Below are 23,301 nucleotides of genomic sequence, written 5' to 3'. Positions count from 1 at the left end.
GGGGCCCCGACGGCGTGAGCCGGTCACGACTCGGACAGGGCATTCCGACTTCCGCCTTCACGGCGGTCCACGGCTGCGGGTCAGTGCCGGATTCGCACCGGCTTCCCCCTGAACGGGCATGATGACGACTCGCACAGTCTAGCGGGCGGGGGCGCGGGGCCGTGGGGGTGCGCCTGCGGCGGGCCTGTTCCCCCGCCCGTCCCCAAGCTCCCGACTTCGTTCGGGCGGGGGAGACCCCACTGTTCCCGGAGCCGGAGCTCCGCCCCGGCAGCGGTGCCGCGCGGCCGCCTAGACTCGGGCCCGTGAGCAGTGACGACGCCGCCCTGGACGCGCTGGCGGTTCTCGGGGACCCCGTACGCCGCGGGCTGTACCGACACGTGGCCGCCGCCCCGGGCGACGTCACCCGGGACGCCGCCGCCGACGCGGTGGGGGTGACGCGCTCCGTGGCCGCCTTCCACCTGGACAAGCTCGTGGACGCCGGGCTTCTGGAGACCACCTTCCGCCGGCTCTCCGGCCGCACCGGACCCGGTGCCGGGCGGCCCTCCAAGCTGTACCGGCGGGCGGACGGCGAGCACACCGTCTCCGTACCGCCGCGTTCCTACGACACCGTGAGCCGGCTGCTCGCCGAGGTGGTCGAACGGGCCGGGCTCGACGCCGAGCTGCAGGCGGCGGCGCGGGCGGCCGGCGAGGCGGCGGGTGCGGCGGACCCCGTGGAGGCGCTGCGCGAGCGCGGCTACGAGCCGTACTGGGACTGCGGGAAACTCCGCCTCAACAACTGCCCGTTCCACGCGCTGGCGGAGCAATTCCCGGCTCTGGTCTGCGGGATGAACCTCGCGGGCGTCCAAGGGCTGCTCGCCGAGGGCTGGAGCGCCGCCATGGACCCGCTGCCGGAAGGGTGTTGCGTCGCGATCGAGGGGCCGGAGGAGGCCGGCGAAGTCTAAAAAGGAATCCATTGACTTTAGAACGTTCACCCGGCCATGCTGGGGCCCGTGAACGACTTCCACCTTGCCCAGGTCAACGTCGGGCGCCTCCTCGCCCCGCTCGACAGCCCCCAGCTCGCCGACTTCGTCGCGCAACTCCCCGAGATCAACGCCCTCGCCGACCACGCGCCCGGCTTCGTCTGGCGGATGGTGGACGACGAGGGCGCCGACGCCACGAGCCTGCGCCCCGATCGCGCGGACGACCTCTTCCTGATCAACTGCTCGGTCTGGGAATCGGTCGACGCGCTGAAGGCGTACGTGTACCGCAGCGATCACCTCAGGGTCCTGGCCCGCCGCCGCGAGTGGTTCGAGCGCCTCGCCGACCACCACGCGGCCCTGTGGTGGGTCCCGGCCGGCCACCGGCCGAGCGTCGAGGAGGCGATGGACCGTGTCGCCCTGCTCCGCGCGAAGGGCGACACCCCCGACGCCTTCACCTTCCGCGCCCCGCACCCGCCGCCGCCCACGCCCGCCCACTGCCACCGAATCTCTGACTCAGGTCACTAGGGCGTGTTTCGAAAGTCCCGCCTGTCCGGCCTCCGGGCGGACGGCGCTACTTTCGAAAGACGGCGCTACTTTCGAAACACGCCCTGGAGCATCCGCACATCCGCGTCCGGGAGCTTCGCCCACCAGTGGTGGTAGCGGTTGTAGACCACCCGCTCGCGGTCACCCAGGAACGCGGTCAACGCCGCAGCCTCCGCGCCCAGTTCGTCCCAGACCGCGGACGGCAGCGGATGGAACGCCGTGGCCTCGACCCCCTCGGCCGTCGGCCGCCACACGCCCGCGACGAAGCCGTCCACCAGCAGGGTCGGCAGTACGTCCCCGTTGCGCCGGATCACCAGCGGGCGGTACTCCGGCGGTATCACCCGGGCCCGGTCCGCGTACGCCAGCAGCGTGGAGTCCCACATCGCCATGAGCCGGGACGGGGCCGGGGTGCCGGGGTCCGGCCGGGAGGCGCCCGGGAGGTCGAACAGCACCTCCCCGGCCGGCCCTCGAAGCCGCTCCACCTCGTCCGCCATGGCCGTCAGCTCCGCCCGGACCGGAGCCCGCCCCACCATCGAGAACTGCGCCACGTCCGCGACCGACGCCGGGCCGAAACCGGCCAGATAGCGCAGGATCAGCGTGCGCAGCGCCGCCCGGTCCACCGCCCGGCCCCGGGGGACGGGACCGGTGCCCGCCGCGACGAACGAGGCGCGCGTGCCGAAGGACCACGGCGGGCCGGTCGGGACGTGGTGGAGCGGGGCGTACGTCTTCATGCCCCACCACGCCGCGTCCCTGCGCTCCGCGCCGAACCGCTCCACCAGCCAGGACCGGATCTCCGCCGACGTCCTCGGCGTACGGGCGAACTCCACGACCTCCGCCGCCAGCTCCTCGCCCTCGGCCGCGCTGAGCCCCGACGCGGTGAACCGGTGGCCGAGCCGTGAGCCGTACAGCACCGGCTGCATCGCCGCCCGGAACGCCGGGTAGTCCTCGGCGTGCACCGCGTGCAGCGTGATCCGCATGAGTGTCCCCTTCACCACCGACCGCTCGGCGAAGGCCGCGTCGAGCGCTTCGGGGGCGAAGCCCGAGAGCCGGTTCCACAGGGCGATGTACGGCGAGGCCGGGTTCTGGGCCTGGAGCGCGACCACCCGCCGCACCCCCTCGGCAGCGGTCAGCGGCTCACGGGCCAGCAGCAGTTGACGGCTGAGGGTGGCCCGGTTGAGGGCGCGCGCGGTGATCGTCATGGTCCGGGATTCTGCCCGTCGGAGCGGCCGCATGGCCTGCGAGGTCCCGACAACCGGTGCAGCCGCAGCGCGAGTTGCAGTTCCAGCGCCCGGTCCGGTTCGTTCCAGTCGCGGCCCAGCAGCACCTGGATGCGGTCCAGGCGCTGCACCACCGTGTTCACGTGCACGTGCAGTTCGTCCTTGGCCCGGATCAGGCTGCCGCCCGCGCCGAAGTACGCGCTCAGCGTCCGCACCAGATGCGTGCCGCGCTGGGCGTCGTACTCCAGCAGCGGCCCCAGCGTCGCCGCCACGAAGCCGTCCACGTCCTGCGCGTTGCCCAGCACCACGCCCAGGAACCCCAGCTCCTCCACGCACGCGCCCTCGCCCGTCCGCCCCAGCACCCGCATCGCCCGCAGACAGCGCGCCGCCTCCGCATGGGCGGCGGCCAGCCCCCCGGGGCCCCGCGCCGGGCCGGCGGCGGCCACCGTGACGGGTGCCTGGGCCAGCTGCCCCAGCTGGGCCGCCGCCGCCCGGGCCGCCGCAGCCGCACCCGTGCCGGTGTCCTCCGTCAACAGCACCACCGTGCCCGCGTGTTCGGCGCTCACGCCCTGGTGCTCACCGCCGAACAGGAATCGCATCGCGGCCGGGGCCAGCCGTTCGCGTGCCCCGGACTCCGCCACCAGCAGCAGATGCGGGCGGTCCAGGTCGATGCCGAGGCGGCGGCCCCGCTCGGCCAGCCCCGCCGGGTCACGGGCCGGGTCCGACAACAGGTCCGCGATCAGCTCACCGCGTATCCGGTTCTCCGTCTCGGCCACCGTGCGCCGCAGCAGCAACAGCAGCCCCGTCACCACCGCCGACCGCTCGAACAGCCGCCGGTCCGAGTCGTCCAGCGGGCGGCCCCGGTGCAGGACGAGCCCGGCCAGCAGCTCCTGCCCGGCCAGCACCGCGCACACCACCCGCCCGTCGCGGTGCACCGCCCGCGCCCCCGTACGCGACTCCTCGGCCGCCTCCGCCAGCCAGCCGGCGTCCATGCTGTCGGCGGCGAAGCCCGTACCGTCCGGACGGACGGCGGCCAGCGGGCGGCCGCCCGGGTCGTGAATGGTCAGCGGCGAGCCGAGCAGCCCGGCGACCGCCGCCGCCACGTCCTTGACGTCCCGGCCGCGCAGCACCAGGTCGGTGAGCCGGTCGTGCGACTCCTCGGCCCGGGCCATGGCCGCCGAGTGCGCCCGCACGGAGGCGTTGGCCTCGGCCAGCTCCGCGTTCGCCTCGGCCAGTTCGGCCAGCGCCGCCGTGGTGTCGGCGAGCGCGCGGGCCGTGTCGATGGCGATCGCCGCGTGCGCCGCGAGCGAGCAGAGCAGCGCCACCTCGTCGGGGCTGAAGACCCGGGGCGAGCGGTCCGCCGCGAACAGGACCCCGATCACCTTGCCCGTACCGCCCCGGCTCGACCCCAGCAGCAGCGGCACGCCGAGGATCGCGACCAGGCCCTCGTCGAGGACCCCGGCGTTGATGTTGCGGGTGTGGCGGAAGCGGTCGTCGGTGCGGTAGTCCGGTGTCGCGTAGGGGCTCGCCGTCTGGGCCACCAGACCCCCCAGGCCCTCGCCGAGTTCCAGCCGCAGCCGCTGGAAGAGCACCGAGACCGAGCCGTCGGTGACCCGCATGTAGGTGTCCCCGGCCCCCTCGTCGGGGAGGGTCAGATACGCGGTGTCCGTGCCCAGCAGCATCCTGGCCCGCCGCACGATCGCCTTCAGCACGTCGTCCAGGTCCCGGGAGGCCGCCAGGTCCCCCGCCGTGTCGAACAGCGCGGTCAGCTGGGCCTCGCGCCGCCGGTGCTGGCGCAGCGCGCTCCTGATCCGCAGCGCCGTCGCCGTCGCCCGCTCCACCTCGGCCAGCTCCTCGGCGGGCACCCCCTCCGCCCGCGCCTGCGAGGAGACCGCCCCCAGCGCCTCGGCCGGGGCGTCGTCGGCCAGCAGGCCGAACAGGCGCCGGAGGTGGGGCGCGGCGGAGGGGAGCGGTTCAGGCATGGCGTCCGGGGTTCCTCGAGGGTCGGGGTGGCGGGTCAGTTCGCGGTCCAGCCGCCGTCCATGGAGAGCGAGGAGCCGGTGATGTGCCCGGTGCGCGGACCGCACAGCCACAGGACCGCCTCGGCCACGTCCGCGGGCTCGATCAGCCGTTTGACCGCGCTGCGCTCCAGCATGACCCGCCCCACCACCTCCTCCTCGGAGATGCCGTGCGTGCGGGCCTGGTCGGCGATCTGGTTCTCCACCAGCGGCGTGCGCACGTACCCGGGGCAGACGCAGTTGCTGGTCACCCCGTGTTCCGCCGCTTCGAGCGCGACCACCTTGCTCAGCCCCTCCAGTGCGTGCTTGGCCGTCACATAGGCCGACTTGTACGGGCTCGCGCGCAGCCCGTGCACCGACGAGATGTTGACCACGCGCCCCCAGCCGCGTTCGTACATGCCCGGCAGGGTCCGGCGCAAGACGCGGAACGGGGTCTCCACCATCACGCGCTGGATCAGGGCGAACCGGTCCGGCGGGAACGCGTGCACCGGCGCCACGTGCTGGATGCCCGCGTTGTTGACCACCACGTCCACATCGGCGGGCAGCGTGTCCACGACGTCCGGCTCGGACAGGTCCACCACCCAGGGCGTCCCGCCCAGCTCGTCCGCCAGGCGCTCGGCGGCCTCCCCGGCCCGGTCCACGACGTGCACATGGGCGCCCGCTTCGGCGAGCGCCCGGGCACAGGCCAGCCCGATGCCGCTCGCGGCCCCGGTGACCAGTGCGGTGCGCCCGGCCAGGACGGGTTCTGCGGGCGGCTGCGCGGGGCCGCCGGGCGCGGGGGCGGCGGGCTGGTGAACCGGTCTGCGGGAAGTCTCCATGGCGGTCACCGTAGGTACGCGCGGGCCCGCGTCACACGGCGCCGGTGCACACACCCGCGTACCGGGGCATGGTGCGGGCGTACATGGTGCGGGCCCCCGTGCGGCCGCCGCACGGGGGCCGCCGCCGGGAGCCCGTCGCCGCCACCCCGGCGCGCAAGGGCGTCGGGGCACACAGCGGGGCCCGGGGTGTGGCCACCGGTCCCATGGGCGGGGGCCGGTGCCGCTCATAGGTTCCGGCAGCGACCCGTACCCCCACGGCAGGGAGAGAGCACCCGTGCGCCCACCGATCCTGAAACGCCTCCTCCGCCGCATCGCGGCGACGGCCGTCCTCGGCCTGCTCGCGGCGACGCTGAGCGTCACCACCGCGCAGCCCGCCGCCGCTGCCGGCCTCCAGCAGGTGACCGGCTTCGGCTCCAACCCCGGCAACCTCCAGATGTACGCGTACACCCCGGCAGGACTCCCCGCGAACGCCCCCGTGGTCGTCGCCCTGCACGGCTGCACGCAGACCGCGAACGCCTACTACGCCAACTCCGGCTGGCCCCGGTACGCCGACGAGTGGGGCTTCGCCGTCGTCTTCCCGCAGACCACCTCGGCGAACAACGCGCTGTCCTGCTTCGGCTGGTTCGACCCGGCCGAGGACACCCGGGGCAGGGGCGAGGCCGCGTCGATCGTGCAGATGGTCGACTACGCGAAGAAGACCTACGGCTCCGACGCGGACCGGGTGTACGTCACCGGGCTCTCGGCGGGCGGCGGGATGACCGCCGACCTGCTCGCCGCCTACCCGGACGTCTTCGCCGGCGGTTCGGTGGCCTCCGGGCTGCCCGCCCAGTGCGCGACGAGCCAGGCCGCCGCCTCCGGCTGCCAGACGGGCCCGCAGAAGCTGACGCCCGCCCAGTGGGGCGACAAGGTCCGTGCCGCGTACCCCGGATACAACGGTCCGTGGCCCCGGGTCGCGATCTGGCAGGGCACCTCGGACTACACGGTTCACCCGGCCAACGCCACGGCCCTGCGCGACCAGTGGACCGATGTGTGGGGCATCGGCCAGACCCCGTCGTCCACGGACAGCCTCCCCGGCAGCACCACGCGCACCGTCTACAACGACGCCTCCGGCCGGCCGGCCGTGGAGATGTACTCGGTCTCCGGCATGGGCCACGGCCTGCCCGTCAGCCCCGGCTCGGGCGACCGGCAGTGCGGCTCGACGGCCGCGTACTTCCTCGACACCCTCTGCTCCACGTACTACACGGGCGTCTTCTGGGGCCTGGACGGCGGCACCGAACCGGGCGACCCGGACGGCCCGGACGACCCGGGCGACCCGGGCCCCGGGGACCCCGGCCCCGCGCAGTGCTACACCGCCACCAACTACGCCCACGTCACGGCGGGCCGGGCGCACATGTCCGGCGGGTACGTCTACGCCAACGGTTCCGGCCAGAACATGGGCCTGTACAACGTCTTCGTCAGCCACACCCTGAAGGAGTCGCCCACCGGGTACTTCGTGATCGCGGACAGCGGCTGCACCGGCTGAACGCCACGACGACGCGGTTTTTCCGCGGCCGCCCGGACCGGCGGCCGCGGAAAAACCCGCGTCGTCGTCATTCCCGCCCCGCGACGCATGCCTCCGGAATGCATGGGCATGCGAACGGAAGCCATGACGACGGAGGCCGGACAGGCAGCGGCGCTCCCCGGCGACAGGGGAAGGATGAGTACCGAAAAGGACACCGGAAACGGTCAGGACGAAAAGCGAGTCGACGCGCTCACCGCGATGCGGCAGGCAGCCGCACAGCTCTCGGAAATGCTTCAGTGCGAGCCCGATTCGGTCTCCGCGGTGAAAGCCACCGAGGACGGCTGGTCGGCGGATGTCGAAGTGGTCGAGCTGGAGAGGGTGCCGGACACGATGAGTGTGCTGGCCTCCTACCGGGTGCTGCTCGACCGCCAGGGGCGGCTCATGTCCTACGAACGCGTGCAGCGGTATGCCCGGGGGCAGATCGACCGCCGCTGAGGAACTTCGTCGTCGAACGAAAAAGGATCACCGAAAGGAGTTCCCATGACACTCGTGCAGCAGAGCAATGCGACGTCCGGCGGGGGTGGCGGCTCGGGCAATCTCTACGACGTTCTCGAGCTCATACTCGACCGCGGCCTGGTCATCGACGCTTTCGTCCGCGTCTCCCTGGTGGGCATCGAAATCCTCAAAATCGACGTCCGCGTGGTGGTCGCCAGTGTCGACACCTATCTGCGGTTCGCCGAGGCGTGCAACCGGCTGGATCTCGAATCCGGCCGCAAGGCCCCGAGCCAGCTCACCGACCTGGTCGGCGACATGACGGAGAACGGCGCCAAGGGGAAGTCCAAGGGCGCGCTGACCGGAGCCGTCGAGGCGTTCAGCGAATCGTTGCAGGGCAAGCGCGAGGAGCCCGAGGAGGAGCCGCGCAAGCGGCCCGCCCGCAAGTCGACGTCCAGCCGGCAGACCCAGCGACGCGAGGAGTAGCAGCAGTGTCCACGTACATCTACGCCATCACCGGCGCCGGCCACCCGTTGCCGCTGGACGGCCTGCACGGGGTCGGTGACCCGCCCGCGGAGCTGCGGATCCTGCGCACCGACCGCCTGGCCGCGGTGGTCAGCGACGCCCCTCCGGGGCTGCGCGCGAAGCGCCGGGACGTCCTGGCCCATCAGGGCGTCCTGGAGGCTCTGATGGAGAAGGGTGCGACCCTGCCGATGCGCTTCGGCCTGGTGGGGCCGGGCGACGAGGAGGTCACCGCGGCCCTGGAACGGGAGGCCGACGCCTACGGGGAGCGGCTCGCGGAACTGGACGGCCAGGTCGAGTACAACCTGAAGGCCGGCCGGGACGAGGACGACCTCCTGCGGGAGATCATGGCCGAATCCGACGAGATACGGCGCCTCAACGAGCGGGCCCGCACCCAGGGCAGCCGGGACGACCAGCTCGCGCTCGGCGAACTGGTGGCCCACGAGGTGAGCGCCCGTCACGCCAGGGAGGCCGAGGAGGTGGCCGGCCGTCTGGCGGCCGCCGCCACCCGCAGCTCCTCCGCGGAACCGGCCCCCCAGCACTTTCTGAACCTGTCCTTCCTCGTGCCCCGGGCGGAGGCGGACGCCTTCGTGGAGGCGGTCCGGCGTGAGGCCGACACGCGGGGCGACGCCTACGCGTACACCCTCACGGGCCCGCTTCCGCCGTACAGCTTCGTCTGACGGCCGCCGCGGCCCGTCCGGCCCAGGAGCGGAGGTGATCGGCCGGCATGGGACTCATCACGCAACTGCTGACCCTGCCGCTGGCTCCCGTCCGGGGGACGGTGTGGGTCCTCGACCAGGTCGTCCACGCGGCCGAGGAGGAGTACTACGACCCCGAACCGGTTCGGGCCCTGCTCGCACAGCTGGAACAGGAGCTGAACAGCGGGCTCATCGGGGCCGAGGAGTTCGACCGGCGCGAGGACGAACTGCTCGACCGGCTCGACGAGATCGAGCAGTACCGCAACGGCGCACGGCATACGTCATGACCGGCGACCGGACCACACACGACCGGGAGAGATCCGAGGTGTATTCCAGATGACGAAGAACGCCAAGATAGGCGCGGCCCTGGTAGGGGGTTACCTGCTCGGGCGTACCAAGAAGGCCAAACTCGCCGTGGGGTTCGGCATGTTCCTCCTCGGCAAGAAGTTCGACCTCGACCCGAGGCGCATCGGCCGGATGCTGGCCGACTCGCCCGCCCTGGGCCCGCTCAACGACCAGGTCCGCAAGGAGCTGGTGGAGGCCACGAGGACGGCGGCCACCAAGGCCGTCACCCAGCGGGCCGGGCACCTGGCCGAATCGCTGCAACGGCGCACCCAGTCGCTGGAGGCGGGCCCCGCCTCCGAGGACGAGGAGCCGGTCGAGGACGCCGAGGGCACCGAGGACGCCGAGGACGCGGCGGGCTCCGACGACGGGGCCGAAACGGACCGCGACGAGAAGCAGAACCGGCGTTCCTCCACCCGCAAGTCCGCCGCCTCGGGCGCCAGGAAGGCCGCCCCGAAGAGCCGGCCCGCGTCGGGCGCCGGCCGGTCGGGGAGCGCGGGCAAGGCCGCCGCCCCCGCCCGCAAGCGCGCGGGCGGTGCCGCCAAGGCCGCGTCCTCCCGCACCCGCAAGGCCCGGGGAGGCGACGATGCCTGACTCCGCGATCAAGGGCATCAAGGACGAGGTCGTCAAGAGCCCGGCCGCCGAACGGCTCAAGGAAGAACTGCAGAACTACGTGCGGGCCCGCGCCGAGCACACGGTGACCCAACTGGGCCACCGGCTCGGGGAATCGGTCGCCAAACTCGCGGACCCCGGCAGCGGGAGCGGCGCTCTGAAGGGCCTCGCCAAGGGCGGACAGGCCCTCAAGGACGGCAAGTCGCCCGCCCAGGCGGCGATCGGCGTGGGCGCCTCCCATCTCAAGGACAAGGTGAAGGACAAGGTCAAGGGGTTGTTCGGCAAGGGGCGCAAGTCCGGCGGAGGGAAGTCGAAGAGCGTCACCGTCGTCGAGGACATCGATGTCGGCGTGCCCGTCCGCGAGGCGTACGACCAGTGGACCCAGTTCCAGGAGTTCAGCACGTTCGCCAAGGGCGTCGTGAGCGTGGAGAAGGCCGACGACACCACCAGCAACTGGAAGGTCAAGGTCGCCAAGTCCACCCGCAGCTGGAAGGCGAACGTCACCGAGCAGGTGCCGGACGAACGCATCACCTGGACCACCGAGGGTGCCAAGGGCACCGTCAAGGGTGTCGTCACCTTCCACGCGATCACCGACGATCTGACCCGCGTCCTGCTGGTCCTCGAGTACTTCCCCAAGGGGCTGTTCGAGAAGACCGGCAACATCTGGCGCGCCCAGGGCCGCCGTGCCCGGCTCGATCTGAAGCTCTACCGCAAGTTCCTCATGATGCGCGGTGAGGCGACCGACGGCTGGCGCGGCGAGATCCGCGACGGCGAGGTCGTCGTCAGCCACGACGAGGCGGTCGAGGAGGAAGAGGCGCGCGCCGACCAGGACGTCGAGGCCGAGGACGCCCGCGACGAAGAGGCGGACGGGGCCGAGGACGGCGAGGAAGAGCCGCTGGACGACGAGTACGCCGACCAGGACGAGGCCGAGGACGAGGACGACGGCGAGGAGCCGGCCGAGGAGTTCGAGGAGCCGGAGGACGAGGCCGGTCCGGAGGACGAGGAGCCGGAGGACGACGAGCCGGCGGACGAGTTCGAGGAGCCGGAGGACGAGGCCGGTCCGGAGGACGAGCCCGTGGACGAGGACGCCGAAGAGCAGCCGGAGGAGGAAGAGGAGCCGGAGGAGGAAGAGGAGCCCCGGCCGGCCCGCCGCTCCCGCCGCCGGACGGCCACCGCACGCCGCTGACCCGGGCCGTGCCCAGGCCCCCCTACCGACACCCTTGAAAGGTGTGAGAGACCGTGTCCGATTCACTCGCCGGCCGGCTGCCGGCCCCACCGAGGGGGAGCTCCCCGGCGTACGGGCAGGGCTCGTCGGCCAACCTCGCCGACATCCTGGAAAGGGTGCTGGACAAGGGCGTCGTCATCGCGGGCGACATCCAGATCAATCTGCTCGACATCGAGCTGCTCACCATCAAACTCCGCCTGCTCGTCGCCTCGGTCGACAAGGCCAAGGAAATGGGCATCGACTGGTGGGAGCACGATCCCTCGCTCTCCTCACGGGCCCGTCCCGCACGCGAGAGCGAGGCGCGCCCGGGGAGCGACGCCCTGGCCGAGGAGAACGACCGGCTGCGGGCCGAGCTGGCCCGGCTGCGGTCGGCCGCCGGGCTCCCCGAGGCGGGGGGCGGCTCTCAGGAGGAGCAGGCCCGGGCCACGGAGGAGGAAGAACGATGAGCACCCGGACGGAGACGCCCGACGGCGCACGGCTGACCTATGTCTACGCGGTCGGGCGGGAGGGCCCCGCACTCCACGGACTCGCCTCCCGCCTGCCGGGCGTGGACGGCCGCCCCCTGTACCCGGTGACCGCGGGCGGGCTCTGCGCACTCGTCTCCCGGGTACCGGCGGACACCTTCGGAGCGCAGGGCCTGTCCGCACAGCTGGAGGACCTGGCACGGCTCGAAACGCTCGCCCGGGCCCATCACGCCGTGGTGGACGGCGCGTTCGCCGAGACCTCGGTGCTGCCGATGCGGCTGGCCACGGTCTACCTGGACGACGCCCGGGTCGCCGACATGCTGCTCCGGCGACGCGGCGACTTCGAGGGCCTGCTGGGCCGGCTGGAGGGGCACGTCGAGCTCGGGATGAAGGTCTACGCCGATCCCCGGACCGCCGAGGCGCCGGCTCCGGCCGCCGTGACGTCGGCCGGAGCCGGCCCAGGACGGGCCTATCTGCAGCAGCGCCGGGCGACGCGGCGCAGGGACCAGGACGCCTACCGGGCCGCGTCCGATCTGGTCGTCCGCGCCGGGGAGCTGACCCGGGACGTCGTCGCCTCGCGCGTGGTCCACCGCCCGCAGCAGGGGCAGCTGGCCTCCCACTCCGGCGTGAACGTGGCCAACGAGGCGTATCTCGTCCCCCGGGCACGCACCGAGGAACTGCGCCGGACGCTCACCGGCCTGGCCGACGGCGTCCCCGGGGTGTCGGTCGAGGTGACGGGGCCCTGGGCGCCCTACTCGTTCGCCACCCCGGTGGATTCGGACGGCGGTGAGGGGCCGTGAGCGCGGACCTCGTCGGGAGCGTGCTCGGCCCGTCCGAGTCCCGGGAGGGCCCGCCCGTCGCGCTGATCGACCTCCTGGACCGCCTCCTGAACGGCGGGGCGGTGCTCACCGGCGATCTGGTCCTGTCCATCGCCGACGTCGATCTCGTCCACATCAACCTGCGGGCGGTGATCCGGTCGATCACCGGCGAGGAGCCGGCGCCGTGGTGAGCCCATGGCCCCCCGGGGCGTTCCGCCCCATCATCCGGACGAGGAGGAGGACGGCATGACCGAGCGCGACGGCGAACGCGGCGCACCCGCTCCCCCCGCCGCCGTGGCCGAAGCCGTGGCGGAGGCGGCGGCTCGGTCGTTCGGGCTCAGCCCCGCGCATCCGGACGACGGCCCCGCTCCGGCCGGTGCGCGGAGGCTGGAGACCGACCCGGACACCGTCGAGCGGGATCTCATGAAGCTGGTGCTCACCATCGTCGAACTGCTGCGCCAGCTCATGGAGCGCACGGCCCTCCACCGCGTCGACCAGGGGGACCTGTCCGAACATCAGGAGGAGCGGGTCGGGATGACGCTGATGATCCTGCACGAGCGCATGACCGAACTGTGCGACCGGTACGACCTGACGATGGACGATCTCAATCTCGACCTGGGGCCGCTCGGCTCCCTGCTGCCCCACAACGGCGCATGAGAGGGCCGCGCACCCAGGTTTTGACACGACACCCGAGGCAAGGAGGACGCCATGACCGCTGAAAAGGAAACCAAGAATTCCACTGGGAGCAAGGCGCGGACCACCGCTGCCCGCAGGACGACCGGTGCGGCGAGAAGGACGGCCGGCACCGGTGGCGGGCAGGCGAAGTCCACGGCCGACGGGGCCAAGTCCACGGCCGCCAAGGCGAAGACCGCGGCAGCGAAGGCCACGGACTCGGCCGCGGACACCGCGGGCGAGGCCGGGGGGCTCACCCAGCGCGCCGGTCAGGCGGCCGTCTCCGGTCTCCAGAACGGCCGGCAGGTGGTGACGGCCAACGTGGCCAGGGTCGGGAGCGCGGCCACCACCGCCTGGACCGCCATCAAGCTCAGGAAGGCGATAGCCGCCGGCGCCGCCGTGAGCGTGGTGAGCATCGTCGGGGTGGCCTTCGCGACCGGACGCGCGACCGCCAAGCCGCGCACGGGCCCGCTGACCCGGCTGGCGAACGGCAGGATCTGATCCCGCCGGCGCGCGGCCCGCTTCAGGGGCCGGCCTCGTGGTACCGCCACGGGACCGGCCCCTGAGGCGTGTCAGCGGCCCGTACGCGCGAGGGTCGCCAGGCGGTCGGCCACTTCGCGTGCGCCCCGGTCGCCGGTCAGGACCGTGTAGTGGTTCACGTCCTTCACCGCGACCGGCTCCACCCGGGTCCCGTCCAGTCCGGCGGCGGCCAGCCGGCCCTCGTCGTACAGGCCCTGCTCCTCGTCCATCAGCCCGCGCGCGGCCCACAGCAGCGTCGCTTCGGCGGGCAGCTTCCGCACCGCCGACAGGACCTCCTCGTCGAACAGGCCGACCCCGTCCGTGCGGATCGCCTCGATCCGGCAGGACGAGCGCAGCTCCGGCTCCTCGCCCGTCAGGTCGCGCTGGATGTACGCGTCCACCTCCTCCGACCACGCCCCGGCGAACGCCGGATGCGCCTGCCAGAACGCCCGGTACGCGGCCCGGTCCGGGAAGGTCATCGACAGCCGGTCCATCGCCGGGCCGATCACCGCCGTCATCAGCTCGTCGGGCGTCAGGTGCGTCGGGGCGGGGAAGCCGACGCCGCCGTCCACGAGGAGCAGCGGTCCGAAGCGGTCCGGGTGGCGCACCGCCGCGAGGGCCGCCACGAACGCGCCCATCGAGTGGCCCGCGAGGACCACCCGGTCCCGGCCCAGGGCCTCGGTCAGCGCGGCGATGTCATCGGTGTGCGCCGCGATCCCGTAGGGGCCCGGCAGGTGCGCGCTCCCGGCCCGGCCGCGCAGATCCGGGGCGACCAGGGTGGCCCGGCCGGCCAGCAGCCGGGCCACCGCGGCCCAGGACAGGGCGTTGGAGGTGATGCCGTGCAGCGCCACCACGACCGGGGCCTCCGGGTCGGCGGCCGGCCAGCGCAGGGCCGCCAGGGAGCCCCCGCGCACCGGGACCTCGATCTCTTCGTACTCCGCGAGCTGGCTCAACTGACTCCGGTCTCCTTACGGTTCGAGGCTGCTGCCCTCAGCCGGGACGGCAACCGGGCCAGGCCGCCGGGCAGCAGATGTACCACGGCCACGAACAGCACGCCCAGCAGGAACAGCGGCTGAGACAGCGGTACGCGCAGGACCGCCGGCAGGTCCGCGACGGCGCCCGACCCGGCGAGATCGCCGAGCCGGTGATCGGCCCAGGTGTAGAGGATGCCGCCGACCATCGGGCCCCACCGGGTGCCCGAGCCGCCGAGCACCACCATCACCAGCAGCGACAGCGTGAAGTCGGAGGTGGTCGTCTGCGGGGTCGAGCCGCCCGTCAGCAGCAGGTGCACGATCCCGCCCAGCGCCGCGAGCGCCCCCGCGACGACGAAGGCCGTCAGCTTGAACCCGTACGGCTTCAGGCCCAGGACCTCCACCCGGCGCTCGTTCTCCTTGATGCCCTCCCAGACCCGGCCGGTGGGGGAGCGCACCGCCCAGTGCACGACGCCCAGGGTCAGGACCAGGTAGGCCAGCGCGATCCAGTACAGGTTGGCGGTGTTGTCGATGCCGACCAGCGAGGACGGCAGCAGGTCGGACGGGGCCGCCCGGCCCTCCTCGCCGCCCGTGACTCCACCGGGGTCGCGTGACACCAGGATCGAACCCGCCTGGGCGAAGGCCAGGGTCACCATGGAGAAGCCGATTCCGGTCACGCGCATGCTCACCGACCCCAGGGCCAGGGCGAGCGCGGTCCCGAAGAGCAGCCCGAGGACCGTGGCGAGCGCGAACGGCAGCCCCGCCTCGAGCAGGAACAGGTTGGTGGCGTAACTGCCCGCCGCGAAGTACAGGGCGTGGCCGAAGGAGAGCAGCCCGGTCCGCCCGAGCAGCAGGTCGTAACCGGTCGCCAGGGCCCCGAACAGCAGGCAGGTCGCCAGGAGTTGCAGACTGCCCGCCGAGCCCAGCGGCCCGTCGAGCAGCCCCGGCACCGGCACCGCGCTGAACGGGGCGACGGCCAGGACGAGCAGGACGGCGGCGGGCCACCAGCGCAGCGGGCGGAAGCGCCCGGCGGGGGCCGGTCCGGGGGCGGCGCGCCCCGTGGTGCGGTCGGGTGTGTCGGTGGCGGTGCTCACGCGAGCCTCCCCGTCAGTCCGCGCGGCCGGATCAGCAGCAGCACGGCGAGCAGGACGACGACGGCCAGGTCGCCGAGCCCCGCTGCGGTGTAGTAGTTGGCGAACTGCTGGACCAGGCCGATGACCACCGACGCCACGGCGGCGCCCGTCACCGAGCCCATGCCGCCGGTGACCACGACGACGAACGCGAAGATCAGCAGCGAGGTGCCCTGGCGCGGGTCGACCGAGCCGGAGTACAGCCCGCCGAGCGCCCCGCCCAGCGCCGCCGCACAGCCGCCGATCGCGAAGACCAGCGTGAACGCCTTGCGGACGTCGACGCCGAGCGCGGTGACCATCGCCCGGTCCTCCACCCCCGCCCGGACGACCAGGCCGTGCCGGGTCCGCCCCAGGAACAGCCGCAGCGCCACCAGCACCACGACCGCCGCGCCCACCAGGACCAGCCGGTTGACCGGGACCTGCGCGCCCAGCAGCCCGAAGGTGCCGGACAGCGCCTCGGGCCCGGGGAAGGTGTGGGCGTCCGAGCCCCAGATTCCGGAGAGCAGCGCGGGCACCGCGAGCCCCACCCCGACCGTGGCGAGCACCTGCTCGCGCGGCCGGGTGTAGAGCGGGCGGACGACCGCGAGTTCGAGGAGCACGGCGGCCGCGGTGCCCACCGCCGTACCGAACAGGACCGCGAGCGCGAAGCCGGCGCCGCCGGGGCCCGCGCCGGGGAGATTCCCGGAGGCGGCCCACCAGGTGCCGTACGCGCCGATGGACAGCAGCGCCCCGTGCGCGAAGTTGAGCACGTCCATCAGCCCGAAGATCAGCGAGAGTCCGGACGCGACGAGGAAGTAGAGGGCCCCCAGACCGAGGCCGGTCATGGTGAGCAGGACGAGGGTGGACATCAGGAATCCGCCTTCACGGAGGGGTGTGCGGTGACCGGGCCGTGGCCCACACCGAGCAGCGTGCGGGCCGCCTCCGCGTCGCCCAGCAGCTCGGCGGCCGGGCCCCGGTGGGCGGTACGGCCGTCGGCCAGGACCACGCAGTGCCCGGCCAGCCGGCGCACCACGGCGAGGTTCTGCTCCACGAGGAGCACCGGCACCGCCTCGGCGGCCCGCTCCAGCACGTGGGCCACCTCGGTGACGACCTTCGGCGCCAGGCCCTTCGTCGGTTCGTCCGCGATGATCAGCCGGTTGGTGTTGAGCAGGGTCCGCCCGATGGCCACCATCTGCTGCTGGCCGCCCGACAGTGTCCCGGCCAACTGCCGGGCCCGCTGCTTGAGTTCCGGGAAGAGTTCGTGGACCAGGCCGTACGCCGGGTCGCCCGCGCCGCGCCGCTCGGCGAGCCGCAGGTTCTCCGCGACGGTCAGCCCGGCGAAGACGCCCCGGTCCTCGGGGGCGTAGCCGATGCCGCGCCGGACCAGGGCGTGCGTGGGCAGGCCCACGGTCTCCTCGCCGTCGAGCCGGACGCTCCCGGCGCGCGGGACGAGCCCGAGGATGCCCCGGACCGTGGTGGTCTTCCCGGCACCGTTGCGCCCGAGGAGCGCGGTGACGCCGTGCGCGGTGACGTCGAGGTCGACGCCGTGCAGGATGTGCCGGCCGCCGATCAGGACCCGCAGATCCCGTACGTCCAGCAGGGGTCGCTCCGTCACAGTCCCTCCCCGAGGTACGCCTGCTGCACGACCGGGTCGGCGGTGACCGCCTCCGGGGTGTCCAGGGCGAGCAGCCGGCCGTGGTGCATCACGGCGAGGCGGTCGGCGAGGCCGAGCAGGACGTCCATGTGGTGTTCGACCATGAGGACCGTGCGCCCCTCCTCGCGGTGCAGGGTGCGGATGAGCTCGGTCAGGGCGGGGACCTCCTCGGCGCTCACCCCGGCCATCGGCTCGTCGAGCAGCATCAGCCGCGGCTCGCCCACCAGCAGCACGGCCAGCTCCAGCTTCCGCTTCTCGCCGTGCGACAGCTCGCCCGCGGTGGCGCCGGCCCGGTGGCCGAGCCCGGTGCGTTCCAGGACACCGGCCACTTCGGCGGTGTACGGGTCGGCCCGCCGCCACAGCCGGTACGAGCCGCCCCGGGCCGCCTGCGCGGCGAGCCGGACGTGGTCGGCGACGGTCATCGCGGGCCACAGGCTCGACGTCTGGAAGGTCCGGCCGACGCCGCGCCGGGCCCGGACGTGCGCGGGCCGGTCCGTCATCTCGGCGCCGTCCAGCTCGATCCGCCCGGCGGTCGGCAGGTTCAGCCCGCTGATCAGGTTGAACAGGGAGGTCTTGCCCGCTCCGTTGGGCCCGATGAAGGCCAGGAACTCGCCCTCGCGGACGCTCAGGGAGACGTCCTGGACGATGGTGGCGCCGCCGACGCTCCAGCCGAGGCCGTCCAGCCGGAGCACGGGCGCCTCACGGTCCGCCGGGCCCGCCTGCCCCAGGGGGTGGGGTGCTGCGGTCACGGTTCAGCCCGCCGCGGGCTTCACGGGCGGCGCGACGGCGTCCAGCTGCTCGGTGTCCAGCAGCTTCGGCTCGGCGGTCTTGCCCTTGCCGTCCAGCTTGGCCACGAACATCGGCTGGAGCAGCGCGTGGTCCTCGCCGCGCACCCGGGTCGGTCCCTTGACCCCGTCGAAGCTCCAGCCCTCCAGGGCCTTCACCATCGCGGCGGTGTCGGTGGCGCCGCCCTTCTCGACGGCGTGCACGATCATCTGGGCGGCCGTGAAGCCGTCCGGGGTGAACAGGTCGGGCCTGCCGCCGTCCTTCTCCACCGCGTCCAGCATCGCCTTCTCCACGGGGTTGCCGCCGCCCGCGCCCGGGAAGTAGTGCGCCAGGAACGACACCTTGGATCCGGCGGCCCCGAAGACCGGGTACGAGGCGGTGCCGGCCAGGCCGGTGACGACCTTGCTCGCGCCGAGCACGCCCTGCTGGTCGAGCGCGGTCCACAGCGCCGGTGCGGTGGAGCCGGCCCAGGCGACGAAGACCAGGTCGGGGCCGCCCGCCTCGACCTGCCGGGCGAACGGTGTCAGGTCCGTCGCGCTCGGCGGCGCCAGCACCGAGCCGACCTTCGCGCCCTTCCCGCCGAGGACAGCCTTCACGGCGGCCACGTTGGCCTGGCCGAAGGTGGAGTCCTGGGCGAGCACCGTGACCTTCTTGCCCTTGGCGTCGCCGAGCATCGTGCCGGCCGTCAGGATGTCCTGGTAGGACTGGCGGCCGGAGCGGAAGGTGTAGTCGTTGATCCCGGTCACCGCGTCGGTGGCGGCCGGCCCGCTGACGTACAGCACCTTGTTCTGCGCGGCGAGCGGGGCCATCTGGAGCGCGACGCCGGAATCGGTGGTGCCGGCCAGTACCTTGTAGCCCTTGCCGATGAGGTTCTTCGCGGCGGAGACCGCCTTGCCCGGGTCGCCCGCGTCGTCCTGCTCGGTGACCTCGATGCGGTGTCCGGCGACCTTGCGGGTGCCCTTGGTGGCGTAGTCGAGACCGGCCATGAAGCCGTCCCGGTACTGCTTGCCGTAGTCGGCGAGGAGCCCCGTCCTGGAGTACACCAGGCCGACCTTGACGGCCGCGTCGCCGCCGGTCTTCGCGGAGTCGGAGCCGCCCGCCTTCCCTGCGGCGGTACAGCCCGTCAGCACCAGGCCGGCTGCGGCCAGGACGGCGACGGTACGGATGTCACTGAGGGATCTGCGGGCTCTGCTGGCGGTACGGCTGCGGGGCATGGTGACCGGCTCCTCGGCGTGTTCCTGTGATGTCGCCGAACCGTATGGACACCGCGCCGCCGTCGACATGGTGCAGGGCACCCCACCTCGCCCCCGGGGCGTGTGGGCGCCGCACATGGCAGGAGGTCAGGGGGCCGCCGGGCCGACCAGCCGGCACACCGTCTCGATGTCCGTGCGCACCTGGGCGACCGAGGTCCGGCCGGAGAGCCAGGTGATCAGCGCGGAGTGCCAGGTGTACTCGATCACCCGCACGGCGGACAGCTGTCCCGGCGTCGGGTGGCCGGTGCCCAGCGCGTCCAGGATGATCGCCGTCGTGAGCCGTGAGACCGCGTCGACCTCGCTGTTCGCGCCCCGGTCCGCGAAGGTCAGCGCGCGCATCATGGCGTCCGCCAGCTGCGGTTCACGCCGCATCGCGCGGAAGGCCCGCAGCAGCGTCCCGGCGACCCGGGCGGCCGCGTCGTCCCCGGCCGGGGGGCGCTCGCGGAGGGCGGTGCGCAGGTGCTGGAGCCGGTCGTGCAGGGTGGCGACGAGGAGGTGGACCTTGGACGGGAAGTACCGGTACAGGGTGCCGAGAGCGACCTCGGCGGCCTCCGCCACCTCGCGCATCTGGACGGCCTCGAAACCGCCCCGGCCGGCCAGCTCGGCGGTGGCCCGCAGGATGCGGCGGCGACGGGCCTCCTGGCGTTCCGTCAGGGGCGGCGATGCCGGTCCGGCTTCCGCTGTCATGTGTCCCGTCCCGTGGCCAGGGTGTGTGCCGTGGCGTGAATCACCCGATCCGGCCGTTGCGTCGAAGCTACCTGCCGGTAGATTCGTAGCTCATTGAACTACCCAGTCTGAAACTTGTTCTAGATTAGCGCGAGCGGTTACGCTCCGGCGAACACGCAGTGAGAAGGGGGCCGAGTGTGACCGCTGAGGCCGTTGAGTCGGGCCCCCGTACGGGCGTCGCCGCACCGGGCACGGGCCCCGGCGACGGACCCCTGCGCATCGCGCTCCTCACCTACAAGGGCAACCCCTTCTGCGGCGGCCAGGGCGTCTACGTACGGCACCTCGCCCGCGAGCTCGCCCGCCTCGGCCACCGCGTCGAAGTCATCGGCGCCCAGCCCTACCCGGTCCTCGACGAGGGCGTCCCGCTCACCGAACTGCCCAGCCTCGACCTGTACCGGCAGCCCGACCCGTTCCGCACCCCGAGCCGCGGCGAGTACCGGGACTGGATCGACGCCGCCGAGGTCGCCACCATGTGGACCGGCGGCTTCCCCGAACCGCTCACCTTCAGCCTGCGGGCCCGGCGCCACCTCGCCGCCCGGCGCGGCGAGTTCGACGTCGTCCACGACAACCAGACCCTCGGCTACGGGCTCCTCGCCGACCTCGGCGCGCCCCTGGTCACCACGATCCACCACCCCATCACCGTCGACCGGCAGCTCGACCTGGACGCCGCGACGAGCCGGCGCCGCCGGGCCTCCGTGCGCCGCTGGTACGGGTTCACCCGGATGCAGAAGCGGGTCGCGCGCCGGCTGCCGTCGGTGCTCACCGTCTCCGGCTCCTCCAAGCAGGAGATCGTGGACCACCTCGGCGTCGACCCACGCCGTATCCGGGTCGTCCACATCGGCGCCGACACCGATCTGTGGTCGCCCGACCCCTCGGTCCCCGAGGTCCCGGGCCGCATCGTCACCACATCGAGCGCCGACGTCCCGCTCAAGGGCCTCGTCCACCTCGTGGAGGCGCTGGCCAAGCTCCGTACCGGCAACCCCGCCGCCCACCTCGTCGTCGTCGGCAAGCGCGCCGAGGACGGGCCGGTGGCCCGGGCCATCGAGCGGCACGGCCTCGCGGACGCCGTCGAGTTCGTCAAGGGCATCAGCGACGCCGAGCTGGTCGACCTGGTGCGCGGCGCGCAGACCGCCTGCGTCCCCTCGCTGTACGAGGGGTTCTCGCTGCCCGCCGCCGAGGCCATGGCCACCGGCACCCCGCTCGTCGCGACGACCGGCGGCGCGATCCCGGAGGTCGCGGGCCCCGACGGGGAGACCTGCCTCGCGGTCCCGCCCGGCGACCCGGGAGCCCTCGCCGACGCGCTCGGCCGGCTGCTCGGCGACGCGGAGCTGCGCGCCCGGCTCGGCGCGGCCGGCCGCGAGCGGGTGCTCGCCCGGTTCACCTGGAAGCAGGCCGCGATCGGCACCGCCGAGCTGTACCGGCAGGCGATCGCCGCCCGCGCCGCCACCGGCCCCGGCGGCCGGCGGTGACCCCGGACCTTCCGCCGGGCCCCTGATCCCGTTCCCCGACCCACCCCCGACCGCGAAAGCAGGCACTCGTGCTGACCGTGGACTTCACCCGCTTCCCGCTCGCCGCAGGCGACCGCGTGCTCGACCTGGGGTGCGGCGCCGGACGCCACGCCTTCGAGTGCTACCGGCGCGGCGCCCAGGTGGTGGCCCTCGACCGGAACGGCGAGGAGATCCGCGAGGTCGCGAAGTGGTTCGCCGCGATGAAGGAGGCGGGGGAGGCCCCGGAGGGCGCCACCGCCACCGCGATGGAGGGCGACGCGCTCAACCTGCCCTTCCCCGACGAGTCCTTCGACGTGGTGATCATCTCCGAGGTCATGGAGCACATCCCCGACGACAAGGGCGTGCTCGCCGAGATGGTCCGGGTCCTCAGGCCCGGCGGCCGGATCGCCGTCACGGTCCCGCGCTACGGCCCCGAGAAGGTCTGCTGGACCCTCTCCGACGCGTACCACGAGGTCGAGGGCGGCCACATCCGCATCTACAAGGCCGACGAACTCCTCGGCAAGATGCGCGGCGCCGGCCTCAAGCCGTACGGCACCCACCACGCGCACGCGCTGCACTCCCCGTACTGGTGGCTCAAGTGCGCGTTCGGTGTCGACAACGACAAGGCGCTGCCGGTGAAGGCGTACCACAAGCTCCTGGTCTGGGACATCATGAAGAAGCCCGCCCTGACCCGGGTCGCCGAGCAGCTGCTCAACCCGGTCGTCGGCAAGAGCTTCGTGGCCTACGCGACCAAGCCGCACCTGCCCCTCGCCGCAGCCGCCGAGGCCGAGGCCGAGGCGTGAGTCTTCCCGAGCGGACCGAACACCTCGTCCTGCCCGGAGTCCTCACCGCCGCGCAGGCCACCGAGACCGTCGCCGCGCTGGGCGCCGTGCAGCGTCCGGACGGCGCGATCCCGTGGTTCCGCGGCCACCACCTCGACCCGTGGGACCACACCGAGGCCGCCATGGCCCTGGACGCGGCCGGCGAGCACACCGCCGCGGAACGCGCGTACGAGTGGCTGGCCCGCCACCAGAACGCGGACGGCTCCTGGTACGCCGCCTACCACGACGGGGACGCCGGGCAGCCGACCGACCGGAGCCGGGAGACCAACTTCTGCGCCTACGTGGCCGTCGGTGTCTGGCACCACTACCTGGCCACCGGCGACGACGCCTTCGTGGACCGGATGTGGCCCACGGTCTACGCGGCCGTCGAGTTCGTCCTGCGCCTCCAGCAGCCCGGCGGCCAGATCGGCTGGAAGCGGGAGGCGGACGGCACGGCGGTGACGGACGCGCTGCTCACCGGCTCGTCCTCGGTCCACCAGGCCCTGCGCTGCGCGCTCGCCATCGCCGAACGCCGCGAGGAGCCCCAGCCCGACTGGGAGCTGGCGACCGGCGCCCTGGGCCACGCGATCCGCAGCCACCCGGAGCGCTTCCTCGACAAGAGCCGCTACTCGATGGACTGGTACTACCCGGTCCTCGGCGGCGCCGTCACGGGCGCGGCGGCCAAGGAGCGCATCGACGAGGGCTGGGACCGCTTCGTCGTCCCCGGCCTCGGGGTGCGCTGCGTGCTGCCCAACCCCTGGGTGACCGGCGGCGAGAGCTGCGAACTCGCCCTCGCCCTCTGGGTGATGGGCGAGTCCGACCGGGCGCTCGACATCCTCCAGTCCGTCCAGCACCTGCGGGCCGAGGACGGCATGTACTGGACGGGTTACGTCTTCGAGGGGAACCGCGCCTTCTGGCCCGAGGAGCGCACCTCCTGGACGGCCGGTTCACTGCTGCTGGCGGTGGCCGCGCTCGGAGGGGACGAGGCGACCACCGCCGTGTTCGGCGGGGACCGGCTCCCGAGGGGGCTGGAGCCGGACTGCTGCGGCTGAGCGCTCAGGGGGTGTCGTGCCG

At 73.4% G+C, this 23,301-nt stretch carries 27 protein-coding genes and 1 riboswitch; of the genes, 17 read left to right on the top strand and 10 right to left on the bottom strand.

What is annotated here, in order from left to right:
- Positions 1–37: 37 nt before the first annotated feature.
- Positions 38–108, bottom strand: a riboswitch (cobalamin riboswitch).
- A gap of 194 nt (positions 109–302) precedes the next feature.
- Both ACN6LM_RS07590 and ACN6LM_RS07585 read left to right on the top strand, forming a co-directional pair.
- Positions 303–941: a helix-turn-helix transcriptional regulator gene (locus ACN6LM_RS07590; protein WP_445064495.1), complete on the top strand. Its 639-nt coding sequence runs from the start codon at positions 303–305 to the stop codon at positions 939–941.
- A gap of 48 nt (positions 942–989) precedes the next feature.
- The gene (locus ACN6LM_RS07585) at positions 990–1,484 is read left to right on the top strand and encodes a DUF3291 domain-containing protein (protein WP_445064494.1); all 495 of its coding nucleotides are present in this window, start codon (positions 990–992) and stop codon (positions 1,482–1,484) included.
- 65 nt (positions 1,485–1,549) lie between these two features.
- Here the strand turns inward: ACN6LM_RS07585 and ACN6LM_RS07580 are convergent, their stop codons facing one another.
- Genes ACN6LM_RS07580 through ACN6LM_RS07570 form a run of 3 tightly spaced genes read right to left on the bottom strand, consistent with a single transcriptional unit; the run spans position 1,550 to position 5,555 of the window.
- Positions 1,550–2,701 (bottom strand): winged helix DNA-binding domain-containing protein, encoded by a 1,152-nt coding sequence (locus ACN6LM_RS07580; protein ID WP_445064493.1) that lies wholly within the window; start codon positions 2,699–2,701, stop codon positions 1,550–1,552.
- Positions 2,698–4,701, bottom strand: coding sequence for a helix-turn-helix domain-containing protein (locus ACN6LM_RS07575; protein WP_445064492.1), 2,004 nt, complete (start codon positions 4,699–4,701; stop codon positions 2,698–2,700). Before ACN6LM_RS07575 ends, ACN6LM_RS07580 begins: the two co-directional genes overlap by 4 nt.
- Before the next feature lie 35 nt (positions 4,702–4,736).
- A complete protein-coding gene (locus ACN6LM_RS07570; protein ID WP_445064491.1) occupies positions 4,737–5,555 on the bottom strand; it encodes a 3-hydroxybutyrate dehydrogenase in 819 nt (272 codons plus the stop codon).
- Between the two features lie 274 nt (positions 5,556–5,829).
- Here ACN6LM_RS07570 and ACN6LM_RS07565 point away from each other — a divergent pair, with 274 nt between their 5' ends.
- From ACN6LM_RS07565 to ACN6LM_RS07510, 12 genes are all read left to right on the top strand, one after another.
- On the top strand, positions 5,830–7,077 hold the full coding sequence (locus tag ACN6LM_RS07565) for an extracellular catalytic domain type 1 short-chain-length polyhydroxyalkanoate depolymerase (RefSeq protein ID WP_445064490.1): 1,248 nt from the start codon (positions 5,830–5,832) through the stop codon (positions 7,075–7,077).
- A gap of 174 nt (positions 7,078–7,251) precedes the next feature.
- Positions 7,252–7,551, top strand: coding sequence for a gas vesicle protein GvpO (locus tag ACN6LM_RS07560; protein ID WP_445064534.1), 300 nt, complete (start codon positions 7,252–7,254; stop codon positions 7,549–7,551).
- Positions 7,552–7,596: 45 nt separating this feature from the next.
- Entirely contained in the window at positions 7,597–8,034 is a 438-nt protein-coding gene (locus tag ACN6LM_RS07555) for a gas vesicle structural protein GvpA (protein WP_445064489.1), read from the top strand.
- 5 nt (positions 8,035–8,039) lie between these two features.
- Positions 8,040–8,750: a GvpL/GvpF family gas vesicle protein gene (locus ACN6LM_RS07550; RefSeq protein WP_445064488.1), complete on the top strand. Its 711-nt coding sequence runs from the start codon at positions 8,040–8,042 to the stop codon at positions 8,748–8,750.
- Positions 8,751–8,797: 47 nt separating this feature from the next.
- Positions 8,798–9,055 carry a gas vesicle protein GvpG gene (locus ACN6LM_RS07545; protein WP_445064487.1) on the top strand — a complete coding sequence of 86 codons (258 nt, stop codon included), beginning with the start codon at positions 8,798–8,800 and terminating at the stop codon, positions 9,053–9,055.
- A 49-nt stretch (positions 9,056–9,104) separates the two neighbouring features.
- On the top strand, positions 9,105–9,704 hold the full coding sequence (locus ACN6LM_RS07540) for a hypothetical protein (protein WP_445064486.1): 600 nt from the start codon (positions 9,105–9,107) through the stop codon (positions 9,702–9,704).
- The gene (locus ACN6LM_RS07535; RefSeq protein WP_445064485.1) at positions 9,697–10,908 is read left to right on the top strand and encodes an SRPBCC family protein; all 1,212 of its coding nucleotides are present in this window, start codon (positions 9,697–9,699) and stop codon (positions 10,906–10,908) included. Before ACN6LM_RS07540 ends, ACN6LM_RS07535 begins: the two co-directional genes overlap by 8 nt.
- 53 nt (positions 10,909–10,961) lie before the next feature.
- A complete protein-coding gene (locus tag ACN6LM_RS07530) occupies positions 10,962–11,393 on the top strand; it encodes a gas vesicle protein (RefSeq protein WP_445064484.1) in 432 nt (143 codons plus the stop codon).
- Positions 11,390–12,211, top strand: a complete 822-nt coding sequence (locus tag ACN6LM_RS07525) for a GvpL/GvpF family gas vesicle protein (RefSeq protein ID WP_445064482.1) — start codon at positions 11,390–11,392, stop codon at positions 12,209–12,211. Before ACN6LM_RS07530 ends, ACN6LM_RS07525 begins: the two co-directional genes overlap by 4 nt.
- A complete protein-coding gene (locus tag ACN6LM_RS07520; RefSeq protein WP_445064481.1) occupies positions 12,208–12,420 on the top strand; it encodes a gas vesicle protein in 213 nt (70 codons plus the stop codon). The genes ACN6LM_RS07525 and ACN6LM_RS07520 overlap by 4 nt, the downstream gene beginning before the upstream one ends.
- Positions 12,421–12,475: 55 nt before the next feature.
- Positions 12,476–12,886: a gas vesicle protein K gene (locus ACN6LM_RS07515; protein WP_445064480.1), complete on the top strand. Its 411-nt coding sequence runs from the start codon at positions 12,476–12,478 to the stop codon at positions 12,884–12,886.
- A 51-nt stretch (positions 12,887–12,937) separates the two neighbouring features.
- On the top strand, positions 12,938–13,402 hold the full coding sequence (locus ACN6LM_RS07510) for a hypothetical protein (RefSeq protein WP_445064479.1): 465 nt from the start codon (positions 12,938–12,940) through the stop codon (positions 13,400–13,402).
- A 71-nt stretch (positions 13,403–13,473) separates the two neighbouring features.
- On the opposite strand, the gene ACN6LM_RS07505 is transcribed toward ACN6LM_RS07510, so the two are convergent.
- The 7 genes from ACN6LM_RS07505 to ACN6LM_RS07475 form a co-directional block, all read right to left on the bottom strand.
- Positions 13,474–14,373: an alpha/beta fold hydrolase gene (locus ACN6LM_RS07505; protein ID WP_445064478.1), complete on the bottom strand. Its 900-nt coding sequence runs from the start codon at positions 14,371–14,373 to the stop codon at positions 13,474–13,476.
- Positions 14,370–15,485, bottom strand: a complete 1,116-nt coding sequence (locus tag ACN6LM_RS07500; protein ID WP_445064477.1) for a branched-chain amino acid ABC transporter permease — start codon at positions 15,483–15,485, stop codon at positions 14,370–14,372. The genes ACN6LM_RS07505 and ACN6LM_RS07500 overlap by 4 nt, the downstream gene beginning before the upstream one ends.
- A complete protein-coding gene (locus tag ACN6LM_RS07495; RefSeq protein ID WP_445064476.1) occupies positions 15,482–16,369 on the bottom strand; it encodes a branched-chain amino acid ABC transporter permease in 888 nt (295 codons plus the stop codon). The genes ACN6LM_RS07500 and ACN6LM_RS07495 overlap by 4 nt, the downstream gene beginning before the upstream one ends.
- A complete protein-coding gene (locus ACN6LM_RS07490; RefSeq protein ID WP_445064475.1) occupies positions 16,369–17,115 on the bottom strand; it encodes an ABC transporter ATP-binding protein in 747 nt (248 codons plus the stop codon). Before ACN6LM_RS07490 ends, ACN6LM_RS07495 begins: the two co-directional genes overlap by 1 nt.
- Complete coding sequence (locus ACN6LM_RS07485) at positions 17,112–17,903, bottom strand: ABC transporter ATP-binding protein (protein WP_445064474.1); 792 nt, start codon at positions 17,901–17,903, stop codon at positions 17,112–17,114. Before ACN6LM_RS07485 ends, ACN6LM_RS07490 begins: the two co-directional genes overlap by 4 nt.
- Before the next feature lie 3 nt (positions 17,904–17,906).
- Positions 17,907–19,154 (bottom strand): substrate-binding domain-containing protein, encoded by a 1,248-nt coding sequence (locus ACN6LM_RS07480; protein WP_445064473.1) that lies wholly within the window; start codon positions 19,152–19,154, stop codon positions 17,907–17,909.
- A gap of 126 nt (positions 19,155–19,280) precedes the next feature.
- A complete protein-coding gene (locus tag ACN6LM_RS07475) occupies positions 19,281–19,880 on the bottom strand; it encodes a TetR family transcriptional regulator (protein WP_445064472.1) in 600 nt (199 codons plus the stop codon).
- 176 nt (positions 19,881–20,056) lie between these two features.
- Here ACN6LM_RS07475 and ACN6LM_RS07470 point away from each other — a divergent pair, with 176 nt between their 5' ends.
- From ACN6LM_RS07470 to ACN6LM_RS07460, 3 genes are all read left to right on the top strand, one after another.
- Entirely contained in the window at positions 20,057–21,388 is a 1,332-nt protein-coding gene (locus tag ACN6LM_RS07470; RefSeq protein WP_445064471.1) for a glycosyltransferase family 4 protein, read from the top strand.
- Positions 21,389–21,456: 68 nt separating this feature from the next.
- Positions 21,457–22,209: a class I SAM-dependent methyltransferase gene (locus ACN6LM_RS07465; protein ID WP_445064470.1), complete on the top strand. Its 753-nt coding sequence runs from the start codon at positions 21,457–21,459 to the stop codon at positions 22,207–22,209.
- A complete protein-coding gene (locus ACN6LM_RS07460; RefSeq protein WP_445064469.1) occupies positions 22,206–23,279 on the top strand; it encodes a prenyltransferase/squalene oxidase repeat-containing protein in 1,074 nt (357 codons plus the stop codon). Before ACN6LM_RS07465 ends, ACN6LM_RS07460 begins: the two co-directional genes overlap by 4 nt.
- Positions 23,280–23,301: the final 22 nt, after the last annotated feature.

This window comes from Streptomyces sp. SAS_281 (assembly GCF_052542855.1).
The sequence above is the reverse complement of the archived record's forward strand: the minus strand, read 5'-3'. Positions and strand labels throughout refer to the sequence as shown.